This is a genomic window from Diaphorobacter nitroreducens, from assembly GCF_002214645.1.
GTDB lineage: Bacteria > Pseudomonadota > Gammaproteobacteria > Burkholderiales > Burkholderiaceae_C > Diaphorobacter > Diaphorobacter nitroreducens.
The window spans coordinates 1,830,327-1,847,774 of sequence record NZ_CP016278.1; the positions used below are offsets into that span (position 1 = coordinate 1,830,327).

Consider the following 17,448-nt stretch of genomic DNA (forward strand, 5'->3'; position numbering starts at 1 on the left):
GCTTCGCAAGACCTGCCGATCACAGGCTGTGCACCGGACAGGCCTGGACCACGACGCCTTCGCCCTGGCGCATGGCATGGATGGCCTGGTGCTCATCGATGAGGATGCAGGCCTTGCCGGTGCGGCGGCATTGATCCCGAATCCGCCAGTAATCCCCATGGCTGATGCAGCCGGTACGGCAGATCAGCAATTCGGTTTCCTGCTGACCTTGCATGACAGCATCGCTGTGCCCATCGACGCCGTTTGAGTGCGCGCACGGGACGGCCTCCGTGCAGCACGCCGTCTCCTGTGGCAGCAGAAACGAAACGGCCGCAGAAGTCGCGCACTGAGCACGGTCGTCGGCGAGCGGAGGCTGCGGGGACACCCCTCGGCGCTCGCCACCCCACCGCCAATGCGTACGCTCCCGCAGCAGTGCCTCAAGGCGGAGCCTGAGTTGCTCGACCTGGCGCGCCAGGATGACGCGACGCGGCAACCCCGGCACCAAGGCCTCCACACGAGCCCGGTCCTCCCGCTCGAACTGCAAGGCGGTCGTGCGAATCACCAGTTGGGCACGCAGGCGCATCTGGTCAGCCTGCAGAGCCTCGATCAATGCTGCCTGCTCGGCGATCAGCCGGCTGCAACGCGTTTGCGCCTTGCCGTATTGCGAGACGAGCACAGCCATTTCCGATCGGCTCGGATGAAGTCCGATTTCCCTTTCCGGGCTGGCCATGTCCTACCCTCCGCCTGCGAACACACAATCCCGCCCAAATCCGGCGGGGGCTTGTGGACAAGACGGTTCAGGGGACGAAATGTTTAGCGTGGCAGAGGCAAGCCCTGGCACCGAATTCGACCTGTTCGACGTGGAATTTGTGCTCGCCCGGAAACCCGGGGGGACCTACGGTGACGACTCGTTCGTCCTCATCGCCAGGTCGTGTTGCCCCCTCTCTTCCGTCGCCGCCGTCGCGCCAAACTGACCAGCCGCATCGTCGAGCTGCAGTTGGCGCTCGCCCAGGCCGAACGGGCACTGCATCAGGACGACTTGACGGCACTGCTCAACCGGCGAGGTTTCCGGCGGGCCTGTGACGGGCATCCGGAGCAGGCCCCCGTGGTGCTCTCCTGCGTGATGATCGACCTGGATGATTTCAAGGGGATCAACGACCGCCATGGTCACCCTGCTGGCGATGCGGCCTTGCTGCATTTCGCCGCTGCCCTCAGGCGCGGCCTGCGGCCCGAAGACACCGTCGCACGCCTGGGCGGCGATGAGTTCGCCCTGTTGCTGGCAGGCGCCGCCGGTCGGGAAGTCGAGGGCATCCTGCTGAGAATTCAGCACGACTTACAGCAAAACTCTTGCACAATGCTGACTGAAACGCTCAGGTTTTCCGCCGGAGTTGCCGAAAGAAGCCCTCGTGAATCCTTGGCACAGACGTTGTCCAGAGCCGACAGTGCTTTGCTGGATGCCAAGCGACGCGGGAAAAGTTGCATCGTGCGCGCCGCCGATCCAACGCCGTGACGCAATATTCCGAAGGGTCAGCCCACGTCGTCGCCTGCGTCGTCCGGGTCTGTCGAGAACTCCAACAGCCTCGCTGGCGGAAACTGGAGCGTTTCGGCAAGAACACAGATGTTCATGAGTGACACGTTGCGCAGTCCGCGTTCGATCCCGCTCAAGTAGCTGCGTGCCAGGCCGCTTTCAAGGGCCAGGCGCTCCTGCGAAACGCCTTTGGCGCGGCGCAGCGCGGCCAGGTGACGGCCGAAGCGATTGAGGGGATCGTAGTTCAGTTCCATAGCATTTTCGCCTAGGAATGAACACTAACGGGACACGCGCCATGAAGCCACGCTTTATAGATGCACGCACTATGAGTACCATCGCAATGCACGCACACATTTTCTGGTCCAGCAAACGAACATGACGGCCCCAGCTTCCGCTCCCAAGACTCCTTATCTCTGTCCGAATCCTCCGACTTTTCGCGTTCTTGATCGCCTCCGGAAAACCGAACTGGGCTCACCTGAAAACCGGCTGTGCATCGGCTGCTTCAAACTGGCCTACTACGACGGCGTGCTCCTCATCGAAAACGGCTCGATCACGCACAACATGGCGAACCTCGAGCCCGACGCCCTGCGTGTGGTTCTGGGCGACCGGCAGATCGTCATCGACGTCTGGGTTCAGTCCTCCTGCAGCGTGACGCTCACCGCCTCGGCCACAGAGATGGAGAGCGCTCGCGCCTACTTCGTCGACCGGGGCATCGCTGTCTGCACCGCGTAGGGGTGGCCCGCCATCGTCATGGCACAAAGTTATCCACAAATTCTGTGAGCAACCTTGGGGATAAGTGTGCCCCGCGTCAGTGCCGCGCTCGTCGGCATGGGGTCCGGAAGGAGACGTCGGTTGTTTGCCAAAACTTCGAGCAGGTCATTGAGTCTGCCCTCGCCGACAAGCTGGCCGACCGCGGCCCTCCTCAACAGGATCGCTCACGATGCGCTCGCATCGTTGCGGAGTGATTTACCTGTCAGGTGCGACGCAAGCGCGGCAGGCTGCATGGACCGGGTCGTACGCGGCACACCGCCAAAGATGTCGATGGCCCCATCGTCCATTTGGACCGGTTTGAGCAAGTCCTCGAGGGCTCGATAGGCGGCCTGTGCGTAGGGCTTGAGCGGATCACGGGCATCCCAGGCCAGGAGTTGCTGGTCTCTCGCCCAGAACGCATGGCCATTGCCCACTTGCGTCGAAATGCGCTCATGGCGATAGGCCTCGGCGGCCGTATGGATCGATATCGGCGCCAGGAAAGAGAACACCTGCGAAGTCAGCCCCGTGACCATCGGTTCGATCACCAGGTACAAGTCGGCACGCGGCGTCGCCAGGACGTAGCGGGCCAGGCGTTCAGCTTCCCACGGGACATTCGGATAGCCGAAGCGGCGAAAGAGATAGGCGAACAGGGCACCGTATTCGATTTCACTACCGACCACCGGACCACGCACGGGATCGATCGAACGGGTGACCTGCCCACGGTCATCATGGCATTGCGCCAGGAACTGCAGTGCTTCGCGCATCGCCGCATCGGCGGGAAGCAAAGTGAGTTTCATACGAAAGGACATAGTCGGTACCTCCAAGACAATGATCGTCTCTGTACCGACGTCTGCAACCGACGCATCACCGCCAGGCGACCCAGGGCGCTACGCCTGGTGCAGGCAACCGTGACGCTACGGCGCGAGAACGTCCAACGCAAGTGACGACATTGGGTAGCACGCCAGAGAATCGGGAAAAGCCTCGAGGTAGGTTTCCAGGTCCGCCGACGTTGCTGGCACGAACACAATATCAGTCACGCCCAGAGCTGCGACGATTCGAAGCAGCAATGTGGGTGCAATCCCGGCGGCCAGAACCGGACCGTTCAATCGCCGGACCTGGATTTTCTCCGTCAGCAGTTGGATGACCGTCCCGCGCAATTCACTGCGGTTGTCCCGGTCCAGAAGCCGCGTCACCTGGTCGCCATACACCGAATGGATCACGTCCCCCAGGCTCGCCTTGGAAGGCACCGCAAGACCCATCATGGACAGACCGCGCGAACGCATCAACCCATTGCAGAACCGGTGAGCGGCCTGCAATGATGCTTCATCGACGCCAGCAGCACGCGCATGAAAGTAGCGTATCGGTGCAGCCGGCTCGGCGGTGGACTTCACCTGCGGAAGTGGCGACAAGCCTACGATCGTCATGAGGGCATCGTCCTCTTGGCAATCGGTTCGTTGATATCAACAAGCAGCGGAAACCTCCTGCGGGATCAAGATGAATTCCTTATTGGCCAAACGTACGATTTTAGTGCTCCGGCTACAGCGTGCTCAAGCAGCTTGATGCACCGCCACGCCCAGGCAACGAAGGCGATGAGGCAGGCATCGAAGTGATCGGACTGAGTGGCCACGACCCACGATACGTCCAACACCATCGGTCCGGGCCGCACCTCCAGGATGCGAAGACACGCAACAGTCCCCGTCGCAAAACCTTTGCGAATGGCGGTGCTGTGGCGCAAGCCTCCCGGCCATTGATGACGCCCATGCGCTGACCCATACTGGAATTGCTTCCTGCAGACATCGTGTCTGCGCAGCCTTCATCACTGCCCATCGCGGGTGGCCTGAAGTCCAGCTTCCGCTGGCGTCGCGGTCGTTACCCGCCTCTTGGTACCAGGTTCTCCTGGCTGGCCGTTCGCTTCGGCGACCGGCTCCGTAGCGGGTTTCCCACCCAGCATCCGGCCTGCCGGATGCCGTCATCCAGATCGGTTCATCCGATCAGCGCCCCTGCCTCACGGCATGAGCTGGCCCGGGTTCGCAAGAACCACAGGCCATTCACCTGGCGCACCGCAAGGTGCCGCCACCGAGCCGCTTCGCCTCACCTGGCGAGGCACACCCGAACGGGAACACTGTTTCCCGTCTGGGGATGGGTGTTCCCTTTACCCGAAGGAGAACACCATGTTCGCATCGATCGCAACCCGATCCGTCGCACGCACCTGCGTGCTGTTGGGCGGTTCCGGCCACAGCCGGCCGCTCACCGTGCAGTCGCGCCCCGTGGCCGCACTGCTGCGTCCCCTGCCGTCTTCTTCGGATGCGGCCGGTGGCGCTGTCTCATCGCGCACCGAAAGGAGCTGAGCATGCTCGGTTCCTACCGCAAGCGCATTGCCGCCATGGCGATCCAACTCGCCAAGGATGACCCTCAGTTGGTCAAGGAAGTCATCGCCCGTCTCCGCGAGTCGGGTGACATCGAAGCCGACGATCTGGTTTACCTGGACCGGATTGCCGACCGCTGGATCAGGATTGCTCAGGAGAATCTGGTTCGGGGCCAACGACCTTGAGTCGTGGGGGTGGCAACACCCCTTTGGCCCTGGCCATTTCCAAGGCGATCTTCTCCAGCAGATCCGGCCGTTCTTCGCCGAGCACGTTGGTCCATTGGGTCAACGCCGCCTCGACGTCGGCCTGCGTTCGCACGCCGTCGAAGTCGATCCCGAGTTCTCGGAATTCCTCGACTTCGGCGGGTGTGAACCGGAGTGATTCGCCTGTGCGCAGCATGTCGTCGCTCTCCTGAAAAGGGGTCAGCGATCAGCATAGCCCCGCCGCACATCCAAGCAACCCCAGGGAGATCCAGTCGTCTCCCGGTCGGGGACGGGTGCCTCCCATTTTCTTGAAAAGGAGCGTGCCATGTCCCCTGAGAAACGTCCCCGCCCGAAGCGTTCGGGCATCGAAACCGAGGAAGAACGCACCTGGGTCGAGTTCTACCGGCGCGTGCGCAGCGATGCTGTGCTGGCTGCGGAAGTGCTTGCCCAGCTCGACAAGGATGCCGAGATGAAGCGCTCGCACCTCGCGCTGTTCCTGACCTGCAAGGAAACCATCCGGCGGGAAAAGGCGCGCGAGACCCGCAACAAGCGCATCGGCTTCTTCGTTCGCTGGTTGGCCCACACCTTGTTCGTCGTGCCGTGGCAAGTCCTTCGCCAATTTGGCGGAGAGGGCCGCGACATCGCGATCGAGATGTTGCCCGAACCCGAGCGTTCCACCCGGCAGGCTCCCCTGCCCCCTTCCTCACCCGGCGTTGCCACGCCGCCCCGCCGCAGCCGCAAGGCCCGGCTCGATGCCCCTGCCCCCGCAGAGGCTGGCACGGAGAAAGCCGACCCGGCTTCCTCCTGAGCCGCGATGTGCCCACGTGACCTGGCGTCCTCCGACGCCGGTCCGTGCGGCCTCGCCCCGCTGCTCCGCGCCCACCCCCGATTTCCCTGCCCCGGTCTCTCGCCGCGGGCGCTTCACCCCAGCCGCCTTGCATGTGCACGGCGGCTTCCCCTGACTTTTCGCTCACTCGAAAGGAGCCCAACCATCATGAGTACCGTTTCCGACATCCTGCGCTCGATCGAGCACCGTGCTGAACGCGCCATCGCCCAGGAACTGCACCTGATGATGGAGCAGGTCTTGAAGATGCGCACCAGCCTCGTCCTTGAGGACAGGAACCATGCGGACGCCCTGCTGCTGAAGCTCGATCGCCTGCACAGCGATCAGGTCGTACGGCCGATCAACGCCTCCGAAGCGCCACCGCTGCCGCCCTTCCCGCCGCTGCCGCTGCTCGACGAGCTGCTGCCGCGCGCTCCGAGCGACTACGAGGTGCGCTTCTTCGCTCGCGAATACGGCGACCTCGAGGACGTGGCCGTCGTCGAGAGCTTCACGCTCGCCGTGCAACTGGCCGTGGATCGGCACAAGGCGGATCCGACCGATCTGACCGAAGCCGACTGGACCGAAGGTCGCGGCACGCTCACGGTGCGCTCGCGCCAGGGCGAGGTGCTGGTTCGCGTCGAAGCGATCGAGATACCGATGCCGACCGTGGATCTGCATGTCGCGCGGGCCTGCATGGCACTCGAAAACGGAGACCACGGCCCGGCGCAGCAGCTCTTCACGGCCTTGCGCCAAGCCGCTTGAGATTGACCCTCGGCAACCGGCCATCGCGCTCTTTCGGGAGCGCGCCTGGCCCGGCCGCGCCGACCGGCCACTGACCACCCAGGCCACACGGCCTCATTCATCCACCCGACGGGGATCCTTGCCCCGTCGGGCAAGGACATCCCGCGTCTTCATCAGGAGTCGAGCATGTCCTTCACCCCTTGGGCCGACGAGCCCACCCCGATCCTTGCGACCGAGCAGTTTCCCCGCATCCTGGCCGCTGTGATCGCGGCCGATCCACACGACCGCAGCGTCCTGCGGATATTCGGTCTCCCCGCATCCGTCGAAGCCAACCAGACCGCTGGAAGCCGACCGCAGATCGCCCTGAAGCTCTATGAAGGGCTGATCCAGGCGGTGCTGGACAGCGGCGTGGTCTATTCGCTGCGCAACGTCCGGGTGGCCGACGACTTCTACGTCGAGTACCGCCGGGAGCAACGCACCCTGTGGCTGAAATACCAGCAGATCCTCGGTTCGCGCCTGCTGATCCGGATGACGGATGAGCAGGTCGAAACGTTCGAGAAGACGGCCCTGCAATTGCAGGCGCCCGAGCCGGTGAAAGACGCAGAGGCGGAGCCCGCATCGCTGCACGGTGAAATGGCCCTGTTGCGGGCAAAGGGGCAGCGCATCGAGCTGCCCACCCGGCGTCTGCGGCACTACGCGCGCATCAAGACGCTGGTCCTGAATGCCGGCGGCGTCTACAGCCGCAACGGCTTTCAGTTTGGCGCGGCGATCGACGTCGCACAGGTTCTGAACCGCTTGCGGGGCGGCGAAAAGCCCAACCCCAAGAAAGAGCGGCAGGCCTTCTTCACCCCGGAGAATGTGGCCACCGAAACAGTGGCCTGGGCCATGGAATGCCTGGGCGATCTGACCGGCACGCGGGTGCTCGAACCCTCTGCAGGAGAAGGCGCCCTGGCCGAACCGGCCCGCGCCGCCGACGCCAAGGTGATCGCCGTGGAGATCGACGGGCCGAGCTCCCAGATCCTCCGAGACAAGGGTTTCGAGGTGGTCGAGCGGGATTTCCTGTCCCTGAGCCTCGCCGACATCGGGCTCTTCGATGCGGTCATTGCCAACCCGCCCTTCAGCAAGGATCAGGACATCACCCATGTGATCCACATGTGGCGTTTCCTGCGTCCGGGGGGCGTGCTGGTCAGCCTCACCTCGCCGGGCTGGCGGACCGGGCGCACCAAAGCCCAACGCAACTTCCGCGCCTTCGTGGAGAACATCGGCGCCGAGGTCGAAGCCTTGCCGCCCGGTGCCTTCAAGGCGTCGGGCACGAATATCTCGGTACTGCGCCTGCGCGCCATCAAACAGGTCGAGGGCGCGCCGCAAGGCAGCCTTCGGAAAGGGTGAGACGTCCCATGACGAACATCACCCTCAACACCGAGCGGCAGTTGTACGTGCTCGATCACGGCCATGGCTACACGTGCTTCGGCTTCGCCAACGCGCGGGATCACGCCAACCAGATCGCCGAGCGCCTGGGGCGGCCAGAACTCGCGTTCGGCGCCGATGACTTCGGCGCACTCGGCGGCTACCAGAAGTATCTGTCGAGCATCCAGGCCTGGGGCGCATCGCCGCTGAGCCGCAAGACCTACTTCGACCCCGGCACGGACCCCAAGGTCGCCCGGGTTCTGGAACGTTGCCGCAACGCCGGCAACAAGGTCAGGCTGATCCAGGGCGACACCGCGACGGGCCGCGCCTGGCTCGACGAGCACGATGTCGTCGGAAAAATCGGCCGCTCGACGGGAACCCTCAAGGTCCCGCTGCTGATCGAGCCGGGAGAAAACGGCGGTGGCACCATCCTCACGGCCAGCCTGCTAGGCATCGTGGATTGGGAGAGCGGCAAGTTCCTCTTCCGCCACCCGGCCTACCGCGCACCGGATCTCGCCATCCGGCACGGGGACGCCGCAGACCTTCCTTGGGAAGTCCATGACGCCCATGGCGTCATCGCGCGCTTCTCCGAAATCGGCAAGGCCGGCGCCTACGTCGCGTTCATGTGCGGCGAGACCGTCGAGCCGCGCATTTTCCAGTAATCCCGGTCCGTCCCCTGGACAAGGCCGTTCTCGCGCAGCACCCCGAGTGGGCGCTGCGCTCAGGAGAATCTTCATGCCCCCGACCAACACGGCGGACGTCGCCTCGCGTCGTCCTGCCGAGATGTATTTCGAGACCATCAAAACACATGCCGGGCGGATCTTCTCCGCCGCGGTCGATGCCGAGGCGGTCTATCGAGGCGTTCACCACGACGGCGACAGCCCGAGCTATCGGGCCTTGCTGCCCTTCATCCGCATGGTCGCCGCCGAACGCGACGCGCTGCGGTCCTTCACGCTGTCGCTTCCGCCGCCGCACCCATCGGACTGGCTGGCGCAGCAGGCCCGCTGGCAGGCCGAGCACGGCCGGTACCACTGGTCGCAACTGCTCCTGCAGGTGCGCGAGGCCGGCCTGCGCCGGATCGACGACTGGGACGTTCGCTGTCTCTGCAGCCTGATCGAACTGTTCCCCGACTGCGTGCCCAGGTCGTGGCGCCACGCCACGCTCTACAGCGACATCGCGGAGCCGTCCGGCGAGTGGCGCGTCAGCGTACTGCCCGCTTCCCCGCGTTCTTCCCGCGGCACAGGCCCTTCGCGGTCTTGATCGCCGCATTTCCACCGTCCGCCTAACCGCCGGACATCGTGTCACCCCGAGGGGCGTTCCGCCCCTTGCGGGTCGGTTCGTCCCTCGCTTCTTTTCAATGAGGAAACGATGAACCCTGATTCCCCCCTTCCGGAAGCGGCACTGCCGCTTTCCGAACCCGAGCGCCTGGCGCGCAACAAGACCCAACTGCTCGACGCGCTCAAGCGCGCGGGTGCCGTCCGCGCTACCGTGAGCTATCACGGCGGCGGCGACGAGGGATGCGCTGACGGCGCAGGAGCCTTTTCTGGCGATGGCGCGTCCGTCGACCTGGCAGGCACCGTCCTGGTGTTCCGCGAACGCTACGACCACGCCAACGGGCAATGGACAACCTCGATCGTCCAGCAGGAGGAACCGCTCGACGCAGCACTCTGCGACTACGCGATGGAGGCCGTAGCGCGGCATCACGGCGGCTGGGAAAACAACGAAGGCGGCTACGGTGAAGTCGTGTTCGATTGCGAGGCCGGCACGGTTCGCCTCGAACACAACGACTACATCATCGAGACCGACTACACGGAGACCGCGCTATGAAGGCCCACGTCTCCCTGGCCTGCTGGCCCGGCCTGCGCCATGAGGACGCGGCGCGGCACCTCGCCACGCCGCCGATCGAACCCTGCTTCGGCCGCCTGTCGACCGAGCACGTGCAACTCGTGCCGCAAAGCATGGGGCGGCTGGATGAGGCCATCGTCGATCTGTTGCGGAAGGCCTTCCCGGTCACGCGCTTCAGGCTCCATGCCAACGTGCGTGTGCTGGCCCGACACGTGATGGCGGACCTGTCCAACTTCGCGATGCACTCCGGATGGTTCTCCCAGGCAGCGCGCATCAGCCAACGCCTGGATGCCCCGGCCTACACCGTGCACGCGGGTCGGCGCAGCCAGGCGCGCCTGGACGAGATGCTCGACAACGCCCGCCGCTGCGCAGACCTCTTTGGCTGCCCGGTGGGTGTCGAGGGCCACTACCCAACGCCCCAGGACACCTGGCTGGTCTCAAGCTGGGAGGAGTACCGGATGGTCTTCGAGTCGGGCGTCCCGTACGCACTCGACCTGTCGCACCTGCACATCGTGGCCACGCACAGCGGCCGGCGCGAGGAAGCACTGGTCGCGGAGATGCTCGCTTGCGAGCGGTGCCTGGAGATCCATGTCAGCGCCAACGATGGGCGTGGTGACCGACACGAGGTATGCGGCGAACCGCCCTGGTGGTTCTCGCTGCTGGACGGTGCCCACCCGGCGGCCGTGCTTTTCTCCGAAGGCAATCACCGGCGCGAAGGGAGTGCAGCATGACAGCCCAGTCCCAGGAAGCCTCCCCCGCCTATTCGGTCACGCCGGACGGTACGGTGCGGATCAACGCGGCAGGCGCGGCGTTGGAGGTGCAGTACGCCGACATCTCGGCCCAGTTCGGGAAGCTGCAGCACAACTGGACGCAAGCGGAAATCGCGGCACTCTTTGTGCGGCATCCCTCGGTGCGCTCGTTCGATCTGCGGCTGTCTTCAAGCTGGGAGTACGACGATAGCGGAGGTTGCTACCTGAGCGGTTCCTGCACGATTGACAATGTCTGCCTGGATCCGGCAAGCGCACAGATCGGTGAATTCCTGGAAGGCCAAGCGCCGGACACCGGACTGGCCGCGGAGGTGCTCGAAAGAGAGCTCGATGACACGGGCCATGATCTCGCCCTGGTCTTGCTGCGCGAGGAAGGATCCGATGCGCTTTGCCTGGGCTGCCAGCGCGAAGAAACGCTGGCCACGCTCGGCTGGAGCGCGACGGATTCGTCACCCGAGCCCGAGCCCGAGGTGATGGCTGAATCCAAACCGCCTCGATAACGGCGTCAACGGTCCCGACCACCCCAACAGGTGGCCAGGACCGTTTTTCTTTTGAACGCGAACCTGATGAGCAGGGCGCAATCCGCAAACCACGCCATCCACAGCCCCTGCGCGTTGCGCCGCGGCCTGGACCAGCCCTGCGGGCGGCGGTGAACGAGAGAATTCCACAAACCTTGTGCTCCCTCATGGAGCCTTCCGGCCGAAGCCGGCGCCGCAGACGTCAACTGCCTCATCGCACCGGCCGCGCAAGCGGCCTGCACCCCTGTCACGTGGGACACCAGTCCCGCCAGAGGGGTGGTGTTCCCACTTCAAAAGGAGAACATCATGACCCTCTCGCCCACGGCCTACTGGCCTGACCTGACCCAGAGCATCGCCCGGGTTCTCGCTGCCGTGTTCGCACATCGGTGGTTCCAGCCCCAAAGTGCCCCGCACGCAACGGAGATGCCCCCGGCACCGCTGCACCGCGCCGAACTCGACCCGCAGCACCTCGACCGTGCAGCACTGCTGGCCGAGTTGCTGGCGCCCGCTCCGAACGCATCCACCCACCCGCCGTTGCCCACAGCGGTCGAATGCGTCATCGCCCGCAAGCTCTTGGCCGCACGCGAGTTGATCCAGCGCGACCTGTTGGCACAGATGCAAGGCCATCCGGTATTCGACAAACCCGGGCCGATTGGGGAATGGCTGCGACTGCACTGCGCAGGACTCGACCACGAGGTGTTCCTCGTGATGTACCTCGACGCCCAGCAGCGGCTGATCACCATCGAGCAACTCTTTCGGGGAACGCTGACCCAGACCAGCGTTTATCCCCGGGAGGTGGTCAAGGCGACGCTGAGGCACAACGCTGCGGTGGTGGCTTTCGCGCACAACCACCCCAGCGGCGTGCCCGATCCCAGCAGGGCGGACCAACGCCTCACGGAAACCCTGAAATCCGCGCTGAGCCTGGTGGACGTCCGGGTCATCGACCACTTCATCGTCGCCGGCGCGCAGCACTACTCCTTCGCCGAGCACGGGCTGATCTGATCATGAACGCGAGAAGGCCCCCGACTTGCCCGTTGTGCCAAGGGCCAGGCATTGCCCTGGGCAGTCTTGGCCGCCTGCACTGGTACCGCTGTCGCCATTGCGGCATGGATTTCAGCCGGGCCGCACGCCCCAGGAAGCCGCGCACGCCCACCGTTCAACCGGAAAACCCGAACATTCAGGAGCATCAAGCATGAGCCGACACCTCACCCGATCGCGCCACGGTGACCAGCCCGTCCTGGTGGTCGCCGGCTACGATCGACCGCTGCACGAGCTGTTTCTCCACGTCATCCGCGAAGGCACGAAAGCCTCCCCAAGGGATGCGGCCGAGGCCTTCATCTACGACAGTCTGGATGAGCCGGAGAAGGACTGGACCGACATCAACACCCTGACCGAGACGCTGGTGCGCCTGAGCATCAAAGTGCCTCAAAGCCTGATCGAGCAGATCTACCTCGATCAGACCTTCAACGTCGGCAATCGGTACGTCGAGCACCCCGCCGACGAGATGGGCGATATACCACCCTGCTGACCCGGATCGGATCGCGCATGGCAATTCATTGTTCATAATCAACAGGCTGCCTCGACGGGCCATTTCCTCCCTGTGGCCCTGCAGCCCTTTCACCGCCTCGGTTCACTCCGAGGCGGTTTTCTTTTGTCTGGCCGACGAACGCCATTCGCAAGTGCCCCTCGAATATGGCTGTTGGGCTTGGCGCTGCTGCATTCCATGCGCACACAACACGTTACCGGTGCAGCATGGCATCGCCATCGCTTCCCGTGCGGGAAGTATCCCGGCCCAGCCCGGGCGTTGCACACGTTAAGTGCCTGAGCGGTTTCGTACCGCACCTTCATTCACCCACCGGGGATGTCGCGCCCCGGTCCGGGGCGCGGTGTCTCCTTGCATTTCAGGAGGTACCCCATGAACCAAGTTCCCCCCATAGTATCCGCCTCGGTTTTGTCGCCGGTGCAGAGTACCGGCGACACCGATGCACAGCTCGCTTCACTGCGTCGCAGCATATTGGCCTGTGCCGAGCCCATGGTCGCGCTGTCGACGGAGCACCTGCACCCGGACACTCGCCTACGGCTTGCCAAGGGTGCGCTTTCCGTCGTGACCTATCCCAACGAATACGGCGGATTCGTCTATGTCGGAACAGAGGGGGGAAACACCCCCTCCGAGCCGGAGCTCGCCGCCATCTTCGAGGTCGTACGCGACGCCGACATCGTGTGGATCAAGTTCGACAGAGACACCCCGGTGGTCGAAGGTCTCCCGACCTTCGAAGACCCGCCGTGGGTGTGAAGCGCGCCCACTCGCGCCAACGTCACCGCGCCAGCCGTTGAGTCAAGGACTCCAGCGCTCGGCCCCAAGTCTTTCCTCAGGGCACTCCGTCATCGGCGAGCGACCACCGGCCCACTGCGGGCCGGTGGCATCCCTTCCTCACCCCATTGACAGGACAGAATTTAGCCAATATTCTGTCCTTCCGGGATTTCCCAGGAGTCCACCCATGTCCCTCGCAGAACAAATCAGGCCCATCACCTACTTGAAGTCCAGTGCGGCGGAGCTCGTCAAGGAGTTCGCCACCAATCCCGAGCCCGTCATCATCACCCAGAATGGCGAAGCCAAGATGGTGGTGATGGATATCGTTGAGTACGAGAAGCAGCAGGAAACCATGGCGCTTCTCAAGCTCCTCGCATTGGGAAAGAAGGAATTCAACGAAGGCAAATTCAGTGATGCCGAGGCCTTCCTTGATGAAATGGACGATTGATCGTGTCTCGCAGGATCGTCATCCTTGATAGCGCCAAGGAAGAATTCAAGGACATCAAGAAATATGTCAAACGGGATTTTGGAGATTCCGTCTGGAACACGGTCAATGCCGAATACAAAGATGCCTTCAAGCGCATCAAGGAAAATCCAAAAATCGGCAGCTACGTCGATGAACTCAAAGAACTTGGCATTACCCACGTCAAGTACGTTCTGGTCAGGCAAACCAGGGTCGTCTATGAATTCGACGACAACCTGATCATCATCCACATGTTCATTGGAACAAGACGGGATTTCAGGGCACATCTGCTCAAGAGGTTGTTCAGCCAGTAATCCCACATGAACCGCGCTGCGGCGCGTCCCGGTAACGACCGGCGTCATGCTGTACCGGCGGTTCACTCGGTGACTTTGGCGGCCCATGGCACGGCGGCTGTTGCGATACCGTCCAGGTCGATCACCGCATCGGCCAGCGCCGTCAGCTCAGGGGTCTGGGAGATGAAAATCTCCCGCACATAGCCCCCCAACCGCAGCACTTCCCGCTTCATCCCCATGAACATCCGCTTGCGCGCCGGATCCAGCGCACCATCGGCCTCGTCGCTGAACAAGGTGCCGTAGCAGCGCCCGCTGTTCTGGGCCAGGTACAAGGCCACGGCCCGCACCAGGCATTCATTCACCCAGACCCGCTCACCGCCGCTCATCTGCTCCACCCGTTTGCTCTGTCCCGATTCGCCGTCGTGGACTTCGATGGCAAAGCCCTCCCGCTGCTCGCCCTTGCGCGTCTCGAGCTGGGTCAGCAACGACACCGTGAACCGCGGCCCATAACACGCCAGCAGCAGGTCGTTGGCCAGACCCGCCAACGCGGGGCCTGCGTCATCGATGGCCAGGGCGATCACACCGTCGTTGCTCAGGCACTTGGCCAGCAGATTCCAGCTTCCCAGTTGCGCCTCCACCCGGGCAGTGTGCGCAGCCAACTGCTGACGCTCGCACCGGCGCTCGCGCAGCTGACGATCCAGGGCCGACCTGGCCTCCACGTCGCGGACCGCCTGCAGATGCGCACGCTCGGCCTCGGCGGCGGTCGCCTGGGCATCCACCACGGCACGCTGTGCCGCTTCGAGCCGCTGTTCGTCGAAGGCCGGCGGCAGGGCCGCCAGCGCAATGTCGAGCCGGTCGAGCGACTGCCGGTAATGCTTGGCTTGTTGCGTCTGCTGGGCCGCGAGCGCTTCCAGGATCTGGGCGATGTCGCTGCGCTCGGCAATCTCCTCCGGCGTTTCGTCCTTCGCGCTTTCGCCGCCCACCTGCAAGCCGGCCAGCTCGCCCTCGATCTCCTCGCGGCGCAGACGGGCCTGTCGAAGCTCTCCGGCCCGTTCAGCCAAACGACCGTACTGCTCCGTCCGACCGCGAGCCACCGATTCCCGCCATTCGGCCCAGGCCAGGGCCTGCGGTCCGTGCTCAAGGGCACGCCGCTGGGCCGTCAGCGCCTCCTCTTGCCGCCGTGTGGCCGCCCGGTCGTCCGCCAGACGCCGGATCGCCCCTTGCGCACTCGGCATCAGCGCCTGCGCCTCCCTGGCGTCACCCAACAGCTTGCATTGCCCTTGCAGACCGGTCCCGGCGCAAGGCACCTCGCGCGTCAGACCGAATCGGCGTGCCAGGTCTTCGGCCCGCAAGGCGGCCTGCCCTGCCTCCCGTTCGATCGTCTGGGCGCGGACACCAGCCGCCTCCAATGCGTTGTCGCAACGGGCCAAGGCCTGGACCTGCTCACGGGCTGCCCGCACCCGTTCGCCATGTGCTGCCGCCACGGCTTCGGCAACTGCTAGGCGGTGGATGGACCGCGAGACCCCCACCTCGTGCGCCAGGACCGCATCGCACTGCTGCCGCTGGCGCGCCAGGGCCTGCATTCTCGATGCGCGCTGCGTCCGGCGGGTCGCGACGCGTTGTTCAAGCCGTTCCAGCCGCTGCTGCTGGCTTTTCTTCTGGGTGGCGATGGCTTCGATGGCCTCCTTTCCGCTGCGGATCAGCACCGCACGTTCGCTGCTCATCCGGCCACGCACGGTCTCCGTGCCACGTGCCTGCTCCCGTGCCGCGCGCTGTTGTGCCAGACGTTCGCGTGCGGCCTCCAGGGTCGACTGCGCCGCCTTCAGGATGCCGGCGAGTTCGGCCATCCGCATCGGCGCCTCTTCCAGACGCTGCCACTCGCCATCCAGGCGACCGATCTGCTCATCAAGGGTTGCCTGTTGCTGGCGGACGGAGGCCAAGCCGGCTTTCAGCAGATCGGCCACCTGCCCGGCCTTCTTGCCTTCGTTGCGAATCTCTTCCTGCCCGAGCAGATCAGCCAGCAGGGTCTTGATCTCGCCGTTCTGGTAGCTGCTCAGTTGCCGTTTTCCCTGGGCGCTGAACGCCGACGTGAAGAAGGTCTCCGCGCTTCCCAACAAATGCTCGACGCACCGCACATAGGTGCCGGTCTTACCGTCGGAGACCGTTCCGTCCGGCAACTGCACGGGCCGCCAACGCCCTTCATCGGCGGCCTCGAACAGGAAAGCATCGGTCGCCCGCCGCCCATTGCTGCGGATCACGACCTGCGAGCGGTAACGCCGCCCCGCATGCAGCCAGAGCAGATCCTTCTCGGCTTCGGGCAGGCAGACATGGTCGTAGTAGGAAAACCCGCCGGCGCCAGCCGCCGACGCCCGTGAAGGCATGGTCAGGAAGGGGTGGAGGTTGTCGAGGAGGGTGCTCTTGCCCCGGCCATTGGCGCCGGCCAGCGCCACGAGCTCGGCATCGCCGGCGAGTCGTTCCAGGTCAAGGGTCAATACATCCATGCCAAGGCCATCGCGGATACCGCGAAAACCTTTGAGGGTCAGGGAAAGGGGATACATCGCGTCAGGCTCCAAGGATCGGAGCCTTCAGCTTGCCGCGCGTCAAACCGACTTCAAGAGCTTCGCCTGGCGACGGAGCACCCTCTGCGCGCGCAGTTCGCCTTGGCCGTCACCCGCAAAGCTCGCTCACGCATACCAATGGGTGTCATGCATGCATGAGCCCCATTGCCCAGCGACTCAGCCGCCGCCAGACTGATCGGCACCTACCACGGCCTGAGGCCGTACCTCCCTTCCGTCAGGATCGGAGGACTCCGGCACTCCGCCGGCGGCGCAACCCGTTACCTGCCTTCCACACGCGCCATGCGCGCCCCGCAACTCCGGGAACACGTTCCCGCCGCGGGGAGGTGTTCCCGTTTTCATTGGAGACACCTCGATGTCCAGCCAGATCATGAACATCGGCCCCGTGCCGTGCGAAGAGAACGCGGCCCAGGTGGGCCGTACCGACTACGACGAGCAATCCCTGCGCGAATGCAAGGTGTTCAAGCGAATGCTCGAGCGCCTGCACCCTGTGCCGGCCGATGCCCTGGCCAGCTTGATCGTGAAGTCCTTCCCCCACGATTTCGGCAGCTACCGCGAAGTCTGCGTGCGCTACGAGGACACCGACCCGTTGGCCACCGCCTACGCCTTCGACCTGGAGCGCGACACGCCCGAGCAATGAGACGCCATCGCGCGCTACGAGCTGATCTGGCTCGAGCGCCTTGATGTGTTGAACCGCGCCGTACGCAAGGGCGAGATGGCGCAGGACGAAGTCCCGGCGCCTTACCGCGCCCAGCAACTGCCGGCCCTGCCCGCCGAGCACACGTTCAGCCAGTTGCTCGCAGCCTTCCCGCTCTGACTTTTCCGCCTGGGCGCGGCTTGCCGCCCTAGGTCGAGCCGCGCCTGGGCTCCTTCTTCCT

The 17,448-nt window shown here is 64.5% G+C and carries 25 protein-coding genes; 19 read left to right on the forward strand and 6 right to left on the reverse strand.

The window, feature by feature from the left end; all coding sequences use genetic code 11:
* Positions 1-19: 19 nt before the first annotated feature.
* Positions 20-709 (reverse strand): DUF2325 domain-containing protein, encoded by a 690-nt coding sequence (locus BA022_RS08705; RefSeq protein ID WP_148665158.1) that lies wholly within the window; start codon positions 707-709, stop codon positions 20-22.
* Between the two features lie 201 nt (positions 710-910).
* Between BA022_RS08705 and BA022_RS08710 the strand changes: the two genes are divergently transcribed.
* The gene (locus tag BA022_RS08710) at positions 911-1,489 is read left to right on the forward strand and encodes a GGDEF domain-containing protein (RefSeq protein ID WP_088887230.1); all 579 of its coding nucleotides are present in this window, start codon (positions 911-913) and stop codon (positions 1,487-1,489) included.
* A 17-nt stretch (positions 1,490-1,506) separates the two neighbouring features.
* Here BA022_RS08710 and BA022_RS08715 read toward each other — a convergent pair whose 3' ends face one another.
* Positions 1,507-1,761: a helix-turn-helix domain-containing protein gene (locus tag BA022_RS08715; protein WP_148665159.1), complete on the reverse strand. Its 255-nt coding sequence runs from the start codon at positions 1,759-1,761 to the stop codon at positions 1,507-1,509.
* A 121-nt stretch (positions 1,762-1,882) separates the two neighbouring features.
* Here BA022_RS08715 and BA022_RS19140 point away from each other — a divergent pair, with 121 nt between their 5' ends.
* Positions 1,883-2,239 (forward strand): hypothetical protein, encoded by a 357-nt coding sequence (locus BA022_RS19140; protein WP_148665160.1) that lies wholly within the window; start codon positions 1,883-1,885, stop codon positions 2,237-2,239.
* 203 nt (positions 2,240-2,442) lie between these two features.
* On the opposite strand, the gene BA022_RS08725 is transcribed toward BA022_RS19140, so the two are convergent.
* Entirely contained in the window at positions 2,443-3,054 is a 612-nt protein-coding gene (locus tag BA022_RS08725; protein ID WP_187306038.1) for a hypothetical protein, read from the reverse strand.
* Between the two features lie 117 nt (positions 3,055-3,171).
* Positions 3,172-3,681 carry a hypothetical protein gene (locus BA022_RS08730; protein ID WP_148665162.1) on the reverse strand — a complete coding sequence of 170 codons (510 nt, stop codon included), beginning with the start codon at positions 3,679-3,681 and terminating at the stop codon, positions 3,172-3,174.
* 747 nt (positions 3,682-4,428) lie between these two features.
* Between BA022_RS08730 and BA022_RS19315 the strand changes: the two genes are divergently transcribed.
* Positions 4,429-4,605, forward strand: coding sequence for a hypothetical protein (locus BA022_RS19315; RefSeq protein WP_187306039.1), 177 nt, complete (start codon positions 4,429-4,431; stop codon positions 4,603-4,605).
* A gap of 2 nt (positions 4,606-4,607) precedes the next feature.
* A complete protein-coding gene (locus BA022_RS08735; protein WP_088887234.1) occupies positions 4,608-4,808 on the forward strand; it encodes a hypothetical protein in 201 nt (66 codons plus the stop codon).
* Here the strand turns inward: BA022_RS08735 and BA022_RS08740 are convergent.
* The gene (locus BA022_RS08740) at positions 4,765-5,022 is read right to left on the reverse strand and encodes a hypothetical protein (protein WP_088887235.1); all 258 of its coding nucleotides are present in this window, start codon (positions 5,020-5,022) and stop codon (positions 4,765-4,767) included. The two genes, BA022_RS08735 and BA022_RS08740, sit on opposite strands and share 44 nt — an antisense overlap.
* A gap of 129 nt (positions 5,023-5,151) precedes the next feature.
* Between BA022_RS08740 and BA022_RS08745 the strand changes: the two genes are divergently transcribed.
* The 13 genes from BA022_RS08745 (at position 5,152) to BA022_RS08805 (ending at position 14,015) form a co-directional block, all read left to right on the forward strand.
* Positions 5,152-5,634 (forward strand): hypothetical protein, encoded by a 483-nt coding sequence (locus BA022_RS08745; RefSeq protein WP_088887236.1) that lies wholly within the window; start codon positions 5,152-5,154, stop codon positions 5,632-5,634.
* A gap of 186 nt (positions 5,635-5,820) precedes the next feature.
* Entirely contained in the window at positions 5,821-6,411 is a 591-nt protein-coding gene (locus tag BA022_RS19320) for a hypothetical protein (protein ID WP_187306040.1), read from the forward strand.
* A gap of 165 nt (positions 6,412-6,576) precedes the next feature.
* On the forward strand, positions 6,577-7,779 hold the full coding sequence (locus tag BA022_RS08755) for a methyltransferase domain-containing protein (protein WP_088887237.1): 1,203 nt from the start codon (positions 6,577-6,579) through the stop codon (positions 7,777-7,779).
* Positions 7,780-7,787: 8 nt separating this feature from the next.
* Positions 7,788-8,459, forward strand: a complete 672-nt coding sequence (locus tag BA022_RS08760; RefSeq protein ID WP_088887238.1) for a hypothetical protein — start codon at positions 7,788-7,790, stop codon at positions 8,457-8,459.
* A gap of 73 nt (positions 8,460-8,532) precedes the next feature.
* Positions 8,533-9,057, forward strand: coding sequence for a hypothetical protein (locus BA022_RS08765; RefSeq protein WP_088887239.1), 525 nt, complete (start codon positions 8,533-8,535; stop codon positions 9,055-9,057).
* Positions 9,058-9,165: 108 nt separating this feature from the next.
* Entirely contained in the window at positions 9,166-9,624 is a 459-nt protein-coding gene (locus tag BA022_RS08770; RefSeq protein ID WP_088887240.1) for a DUF6878 family protein, read from the forward strand.
* Positions 9,621-10,373 (forward strand): apurinic/apyrimidinic endonuclease family protein, encoded by a 753-nt coding sequence (locus BA022_RS08775; protein ID WP_088887241.1) that lies wholly within the window; start codon positions 9,621-9,623, stop codon positions 10,371-10,373. Before BA022_RS08770 ends, BA022_RS08775 begins: the two co-directional genes overlap by 4 nt.
* Positions 10,370-10,909 (forward strand): hypothetical protein, encoded by a 540-nt coding sequence (locus BA022_RS08780; protein WP_088887242.1) that lies wholly within the window; start codon positions 10,370-10,372, stop codon positions 10,907-10,909. The genes BA022_RS08775 and BA022_RS08780 overlap by 4 nt, the downstream gene beginning before the upstream one ends.
* Before the next feature lie 324 nt (positions 10,910-11,233).
* The gene (locus BA022_RS08785) at positions 11,234-11,929 is read left to right on the forward strand and encodes a JAB domain-containing protein (protein ID WP_088887243.1); all 696 of its coding nucleotides are present in this window, start codon (positions 11,234-11,236) and stop codon (positions 11,927-11,929) included.
* A 190-nt stretch (positions 11,930-12,119) separates the two neighbouring features.
* Entirely contained in the window at positions 12,120-12,455 is a 336-nt protein-coding gene (locus BA022_RS08790) for a hypothetical protein (RefSeq protein WP_088887244.1), read from the forward strand.
* A gap of 387 nt (positions 12,456-12,842) precedes the next feature.
* Entirely contained in the window at positions 12,843-13,220 is a 378-nt protein-coding gene (locus tag BA022_RS08795) for a DUF5983 family protein (protein WP_228403760.1), read from the forward strand.
* A gap of 205 nt (positions 13,221-13,425) precedes the next feature.
* Positions 13,426-13,686, forward strand: coding sequence for a type II toxin-antitoxin system Phd/YefM family antitoxin (locus tag BA022_RS08800; protein ID WP_088887245.1), 261 nt, complete (start codon positions 13,426-13,428; stop codon positions 13,684-13,686).
* Positions 13,687-13,688: 2 nt separating this feature from the next.
* A complete protein-coding gene (locus tag BA022_RS08805) occupies positions 13,689-14,015 on the forward strand; it encodes a type II toxin-antitoxin system RelE/ParE family toxin (protein WP_088888568.1) in 327 nt (108 codons plus the stop codon).
* A 62-nt stretch (positions 14,016-14,077) separates the two neighbouring features.
* On the opposite strand, the gene BA022_RS08810 is transcribed toward BA022_RS08805, so the two are convergent.
* A complete protein-coding gene (locus tag BA022_RS08810) occupies positions 14,078-16,552 on the reverse strand; it encodes a DNA repair protein (RefSeq protein ID WP_187306041.1) in 2,475 nt (824 codons plus the stop codon).
* Between the two features lie 373 nt (positions 16,553-16,925).
* On the opposite strand from BA022_RS08810, the gene BA022_RS08815 reads away from it, so the two are divergent.
* Both BA022_RS08815 and BA022_RS19550 read left to right on the forward strand, forming a co-directional pair.
* Positions 16,926-17,210: a hypothetical protein gene (locus BA022_RS08815; protein ID WP_088887246.1), complete on the forward strand. Its 285-nt coding sequence runs from the start codon at positions 16,926-16,928 to the stop codon at positions 17,208-17,210.
* A gap of 45 nt (positions 17,211-17,255) precedes the next feature.
* Positions 17,256-17,387, forward strand: coding sequence for a hypothetical protein (locus BA022_RS19550; RefSeq protein WP_257789742.1), 132 nt, complete (start codon positions 17,256-17,258; stop codon positions 17,385-17,387).
* Positions 17,388-17,448 lie beyond the last annotated feature (61 nt).

Excerpts from the sequence above, each read along its gene's own strand:
- BA022_RS08705 (WP_148665158.1), bottom strand. The coding sequence starts at position 709 with ATGGCCAGCCCGGAAAGGGAAATCGGACTTCATCCGAGCCGATCGGAA.
- BA022_RS08715 (WP_148665159.1), bottom strand. The coding sequence starts at position 1,761 with ATGGAACTGAACTACGATCCCCTCAATCGCTTCGGCCGTCACCTGGCC.
- BA022_RS19140 (WP_148665160.1), top strand. The coding sequence starts at position 1,883 with ATGACGGCCCCAGCTTCCGCTCCCAAGACTCCTTATCTCTGTCCGAAT.
- BA022_RS08725 (WP_187306038.1), bottom strand. The coding sequence starts at position 3,054 with ATGAAACTCACTTTGCTTCCCGCCGATGCGGCGATGCGCGAAGCACTG.
- BA022_RS08730 (WP_148665162.1), bottom strand. The coding sequence starts at position 3,681 with ATGACGATCGTAGGCTTGTCGCCACTTCCGCAGGTGAAGTCCACCGCC.
- BA022_RS19315 (WP_187306039.1), top strand. The coding sequence starts at position 4,429 with ATGTTCGCATCGATCGCAACCCGATCCGTCGCACGCACCTGCGTGCTG.
- BA022_RS08735 (WP_088887234.1), top strand. The coding sequence starts at position 4,608 with ATGCTCGGTTCCTACCGCAAGCGCATTGCCGCCATGGCGATCCAACTC.
- BA022_RS08740 (WP_088887235.1), bottom strand. The coding sequence starts at position 5,022 with ATGCTGCGCACAGGCGAATCACTCCGGTTCACACCCGCCGAAGTCGAG.
- BA022_RS08745 (WP_088887236.1), top strand. The coding sequence starts at position 5,152 with ATGTCCCCTGAGAAACGTCCCCGCCCGAAGCGTTCGGGCATCGAAACC.
- BA022_RS19320 (WP_187306040.1), top strand. The coding sequence starts at position 5,821 with ATGAGTACCGTTTCCGACATCCTGCGCTCGATCGAGCACCGTGCTGAA.
- BA022_RS08755 (WP_088887237.1), top strand. The coding sequence starts at position 6,577 with ATGTCCTTCACCCCTTGGGCCGACGAGCCCACCCCGATCCTTGCGACC.
- BA022_RS08760 (WP_088887238.1), top strand. The coding sequence starts at position 7,788 with ATGACGAACATCACCCTCAACACCGAGCGGCAGTTGTACGTGCTCGAT.
- BA022_RS08765 (WP_088887239.1), top strand. The coding sequence starts at position 8,533 with ATGCCCCCGACCAACACGGCGGACGTCGCCTCGCGTCGTCCTGCCGAG.
- BA022_RS08770 (WP_088887240.1), top strand. The coding sequence starts at position 9,166 with ATGAACCCTGATTCCCCCCTTCCGGAAGCGGCACTGCCGCTTTCCGAA.
- BA022_RS08775 (WP_088887241.1), top strand. The coding sequence starts at position 9,621 with ATGAAGGCCCACGTCTCCCTGGCCTGCTGGCCCGGCCTGCGCCATGAG.
- BA022_RS08780 (WP_088887242.1), top strand. The coding sequence starts at position 10,370 with ATGACAGCCCAGTCCCAGGAAGCCTCCCCCGCCTATTCGGTCACGCCG.
- BA022_RS08785 (WP_088887243.1), top strand. The coding sequence starts at position 11,234 with ATGACCCTCTCGCCCACGGCCTACTGGCCTGACCTGACCCAGAGCATC.
- BA022_RS08790 (WP_088887244.1), top strand. The coding sequence starts at position 12,120 with ATGAGCCGACACCTCACCCGATCGCGCCACGGTGACCAGCCCGTCCTG.
- BA022_RS08795 (WP_228403760.1), top strand. The coding sequence starts at position 12,843 with ATGAACCAAGTTCCCCCCATAGTATCCGCCTCGGTTTTGTCGCCGGTG.
- BA022_RS08800 (WP_088887245.1), top strand. The coding sequence starts at position 13,426 with ATGTCCCTCGCAGAACAAATCAGGCCCATCACCTACTTGAAGTCCAGT.
- BA022_RS08810 (WP_187306041.1), bottom strand. The coding sequence starts at position 16,552 with ATGTATCCCCTTTCCCTGACCCTCAAAGGTTTTCGCGGTATCCGCGAT.
- BA022_RS08815 (WP_088887246.1), top strand. The coding sequence starts at position 16,926 with ATGTCCAGCCAGATCATGAACATCGGCCCCGTGCCGTGCGAAGAGAAC.